Below are 4,434 nucleotides of genomic sequence, written 5' to 3'. Positions count from 1 at the left end.
GGTCGATGCGCACTTCGGCCGTCGAGACGGCCGCCGACCTCGACTCGCCGGGACGGGCGCGGCCGGGCGTCCTCGAGATCGCGAAGCCCGACGTCTTGCCGCGCTTCATCGGCCCGCCGACCTTCGTGAGTCGCTTGGTCTTGACCCGGCTCGTCAGCGCACCCAACGCGAGTGTCGCCTCGCCGTCCTCGAGGTCGAGGACCTCCCCGACGGGTCCGTCAGTATCGAGCCGGACGTGGTCGCCGACCTCGATGGGGCCGGACGCGCCGGTCTGGGGCTTGGGAACGGGCTTGCGACGTCGGACTTTGTTGTCGGTCTTGCGCTTGCGGCGATTGACACGGGCACGGGCCTGGTCCAGCTTTTCGCGGGCCTGCTGGGTCGTCTCGCGCTCCGCCTCGGCCTCCTTGATCTCGCGGACGGTGTTCTCGACGGTCGCGTTGGCCTCGTCCAGAATCTTCTGGGCCTCGGCCAACGCTTGAGCGCGGCGGTTGTCGGCGTCGGCACGCAAGCGGTCCAATCTCTGCTCGTAGTCACGCTGGATCCGCTCGGCCTCGACGCGACGTAGGTCGGCCTCGAGGGCGAGCTTTTGGGCGGCGGAGGTCCGCTCCTCGAACTCGCCGATCAGGTCCTCGAGCTTGCTCTTGCCCTCGCCGATAAGCCGGCGCGCGTCGCGGACGACGGGCCGGTCCAAGCCCACGCGGTCGGCGATCTCGAAGGCGTATGAGGAGCCCGGGATGCCGGCGCGGAACCGGTAGGTCGGCTCGAGCTCGGCGCGGTCGAACTCCATCGAGCCGTTGACGACGCCGTCGGTGTCGTGGGCGAAGGCCTTGAGCGCGCCGATGTGCGTCGTGACGACGGTCAGCGTCTTTCGCTTGGTCAACCTTGACAGGACGGCCTCGGACAACGCGCCGCCCTCGGCCGGATCGGTGCCGGTGCCCGCCTCGTCGATCAGGCAGAGCGACCGGTCGTCGGCCGACTCTAGCATCTTGCGGACGTTCGTCAGGTGCGACGTGAACGTCGACAGGTCGTCCTGGATCGACTGCTGATCCCCCAAGTCGACGAAGATCTGGGTGAAGAGGGGGATCCGGGTGCCGGGTGCGCAGGGGATCGGAAGCCCGTGCGCCGCCATCAGCGATAGCAGCCCGACCGTCTTCATCGCGACCGACTTGCCTCCGGCGTTCGGCCCTGTGATGACGAGCGTGTGCGCGTCGTCTCCTAACTCGAGGTCGAGCGGCACGACGCTTTTCGGAATGCTTGCCGGTCGTTCGGCATCGGGAAGCCGCGCGGCCTCGAGGACGCGGAGTTGCAGCGCCGGGTGCCGGCCTTGTACCAGAACCAACGGCCCGCCCTCCCCCACCTCGGGCACGAGCGCATCGAGGTCGGTCGACAGGCGCCCGACGGCGGCCAACGCGTCGAGGTGGCCGATCGCGACGGAGGTCCGCTCGAGGTCGCGGCGGTGGTGCCGGACGTGGGCGGTCAGCGCTTGCAAGATGCGCTGGATCTCGCGGCCCCGCTCGAGCTGGATCTCGCGGATCTCGTTGTTGAGGTCGAGCGCGGCGGTCGGCTCGATGTAGACGGTCTGGCCGGTCGAGGACACGTCGTGGACGAAGCCCGACACCTTGCGCTTGGCCTCGGCGCGGACCGGAATGACGGCGCGTCCGCCCCGGATCGTCGGCTGCTCTTCCGTCGCGTAGCCGTGGGAGATCGCGTCGCGCAAGGCAGCTTGGACCGTCGAGCGGAGCCGCCCTTGACGCTGGGACAGCTCGCGCGTGATGCGCTGGAGCTCCGGGCTCGCGTCGTCCCGGACCTGGCCGTCGTCGCCGATGGACGTCGTGATCCGGTCCTCGAGGGCCTTCAACACCGCGATCTTCGCGGCCACGCCCCACAGCGCCGAAGCGTCCTGCTTCCGCCGGTGGTGGTAATCGTGCAGCTGGCGGCCGACCTCGAGGACGCGGGCAATCGCCCGCAACGCGTCGCCCTCGAGGGCGGAGTCCTTCGGCTGGGCACGGGCCAAGGCGCCCTCCAACCGATCGATCGTGCCGACGGGCGGACCGTCGCCGGAGCGGACCAACTCGGCCATCTCGCCCGCGCGTTCGAGCCGGCCTCGGACGGCGTCCGCGTCGGACAGCGCCGCTAGCGTTTCGAGGCGGTCGCGGCCGTACGGCGTCCGGGTCAAGGCGAGCAGCCGCTCGCGGACAATGTCGAAGCCGAGCCGTCGGTCGGCGTCGGGCGGGGTTAGGGTGACGTCACTCATCGCCGATCCAACGCTCGACGACGGTCGGTGTGTCCCCTGGCGGCACGAAGTCAGGCCGAAGTCGGGGCGCTGTTGCCGCGGCACCATGCGGCGAGGCCCACTTCATCGAGGTCGCCGGCGGCGACGGCGAGCACAGTGACGGTCGCTTCCGGTTCGGTTGCGCTGAGCCTGACGCCATTCATGAACAGGAACACACCCATCACGACGAACGCCGTCCGCTTGTTGCCGTCGATGAACGGAGGGTTCTTGGCAACGCCGAACGCATATGCCGCCGCTAGCGACTCGAGGTCGACGTCCTCTTCGTAGGCCCATCGTTGTCGGGGCCGAGCGAGCGCCGACTCGAGCAAATTCTCGTCTCGCACGCCTCGGGCTCCGCCATGAGCACGGAGCTGTTCGGAGTGGATGGCATCCGCGAGGTCCCGAGCGATCCAGAGGGGCTCGTCCATCACTGCGCGAGCTCCCGAAGCGTGTTCTTGTACTGCTCGGCGACTACTCGGTAAGCGGCCATTCCTTTCTCGAATGCCTCGTCGTACTCCTTCAGGAGCAGGCCCTGAGACGTCTGCACAACGTGCCACGTGCTCTTTTCCGTGATCCCCGCTGCGTCGACGACCTCCTTCGGGAACGTCGCCCCGATGGAGTTGCCGATCTTGCGGAAGGTGACCGTCGGCGTGGCGGCTGTCGACTCGGTGGGCGTGGTGGTCTTGGACATTGAAGCGGCGGGCCTGTGGCTACAAATGTAGCAACGCCCCGGCGTCCCCGCTCGTGCCCATCGTCCTCGAGGGCGTGCCGGCCGAACGACCTCGAGGTCGCGCAGGCGGGTCAGCTTCCAGGTCGGACCGCTGTCCTCGAGGGCGCTACTCCTCCGGCCCCACCGTCGCGTGGTCGCCGATGTTGAGCGTGCCTGCGAAGCCCCGCACGTCGGCGTGGTGGCCCACCATCGAGCCGTCGAGCGCGGCGCCCTCGACGCGGGCGTCACCGAACACGATCGTGTTGCGGACCGCGGACTCGGTGACCGTCGCCCCGCCGTGGATGGCCGCGTACGGCCCGACGACCGAGTCCTTGATGACCGCCCCTGGTCCGATAAAGACCGGTTCGATCACCTGGCTGTTCTCCAGCGTCCCTTCGTTGCGCGCCTCGCCGTCGTGATCGAGGACGATGTGCGTCGTCTCCTTGATGGCCGGGATCGTGCCGCAGTCGAGCCATTCGTTGACGGACGCCGTCTTGAACGTGGCCCCGTCCTTGAGCATCCGGTCGAGCGCGTCGGTGAGCTGGTACTCGTCGCCCTTGCCCGTCACCTCGTTGTCCATGAGGTACTGGATCTCGCGGCCCAGCCGCTCGCCTTCTTTGACGTAGTAGATCCCGACGATGGCCTCGTTCGAGATCGGCGTGTCCGGCTTCTCCACGAAGTCGGTGATCCGGCCCGCGTCGTCCTTGACGGCGACGCCGAAGCGGCTCGGGTCCTCGACGGTCTTGACCCAGACGACCGCGTCGGCATCGAGGTCGGGGGCGGCGTCCATCGTGAACAGGGTGTCGGCGAAGACCAGGACGCACTCGCCCTGGAGCTTGTCGCCGGCCTGGGCGATGGCGTGGGCCGTGCCGAGCGCCGTCGACTGGACGCCGAACGAGGCCTCGATGTCGAACCGCGAGCAGATCTCGGTCAGCTGATCCCGGACCTCGTCGCCGAAGTCCGGCCCGAGCACGAACACGGCCTCGTCGAAGTCCCCGATGGCTTCGGCGAACGTCTCGACGATCCGCTCGACCATCGTCCGCCCGACGACGGGCAGCAGTGGCTTGGGGGTGACGTGGGTGTGGGGGCGGAGCCGCGTGCCACGGCCAGCCATCGGGACGATGAGCTTCATGTCTGGGGGAATCGGGAGGGGCCATCAACCTACGGAGCCTCGAGGTCGATCAACTCGTCACGTCCGTCTTCGCAGAGAGCGAAAGCGCCCTCGAGGACGCTCACGTCCGACCTCGAGGGCGACCTGCGCGGGCGGGGTGACTTCGAGGGGCGTCTCCGCGGCCATGTGCCCACCGCGGGCGACGGGCCTGTCCTGACCGAGCGCCAGCCATTCGCTCATACAGCCTGTTCTCAGCGTTTCATCAGCCCCGGCACGGAACTTGGCCGTCGGCTGTGTCCGTTAGAAGGGCCTCCTTTCTGACGTCCACCCGTTCCCCCACCC

4 protein-coding genes are annotated in these 4,434 nt (G+C 68.6%); all 4 read right to left on the bottom strand.

What is annotated here, in order from left to right; genetic code table 11:
• Window positions 1-2,254: endonuclease MutS2 (locus tag WBA11_RS16770; protein WP_424521794.1), on the bottom strand; the 2,254-nt coding region annotated here is incomplete at its 3' end.
• Between the two features lie 50 nt (window positions 2,255-2,304).
• Complete coding sequence (locus WBA11_RS16765) at window positions 2,305-2,700, bottom strand: type II toxin-antitoxin system death-on-curing family toxin (RefSeq protein ID WP_424521793.1); 396 nt, start codon at window positions 2,698-2,700, stop codon at window positions 2,305-2,307.
• Window positions 2,700-2,963 carry an AbrB/MazE/SpoVT family DNA-binding domain-containing protein gene (locus WBA11_RS16760; protein ID WP_424521792.1) on the bottom strand — a complete coding sequence of 88 codons (264 nt, stop codon included), beginning with the start codon at window positions 2,961-2,963 and terminating at the stop codon, window positions 2,700-2,702. Before WBA11_RS16760 ends, WBA11_RS16765 begins: the two co-directional genes overlap by 1 nt.
• 145 nt (window positions 2,964-3,108) lie before the next feature.
• Window positions 3,109-4,113 carry a sugar nucleotidyltransferase gene (locus tag WBA11_RS16755; RefSeq protein WP_424521791.1) on the bottom strand — a complete coding sequence of 335 codons (1,005 nt, stop codon included), beginning with the start codon at window positions 4,111-4,113 and terminating at the stop codon, window positions 3,109-3,111.
• Window positions 4,114-4,434: the final 321 nt, after the last annotated feature.

This window comes from Rubrivirga sp. (assembly GCF_049648075.1).
Taxonomy (GTDB): Bacteria; Bacteroidota; Rhodothermia; order Rhodothermales; family Rubricoccaceae; genus Rubrivirga.
The sequence above is the reverse complement of the archived record's forward strand: the minus strand, read 5'-3'. Positions and strand labels throughout refer to the sequence as shown.

Coding starts and splice junctions, on each gene's coding strand:
- WBA11_RS16765 (WP_424521793.1), bottom strand. CDS start 2,700: ATGGACGAGCCCCTCTGGATCGCTCGGGACCTCGCGGATGCCATCCAC.
- WBA11_RS16760 (WP_424521792.1), bottom strand. CDS start 2,963: ATGTCCAAGACCACCACGCCCACCGAGTCGACAGCCGCCACGCCGACG.
- WBA11_RS16755 (WP_424521791.1), bottom strand. CDS start 4,113: ATGAAGCTCATCGTCCCGATGGCTGGCCGTGGCACGCGGCTCCGCCCC.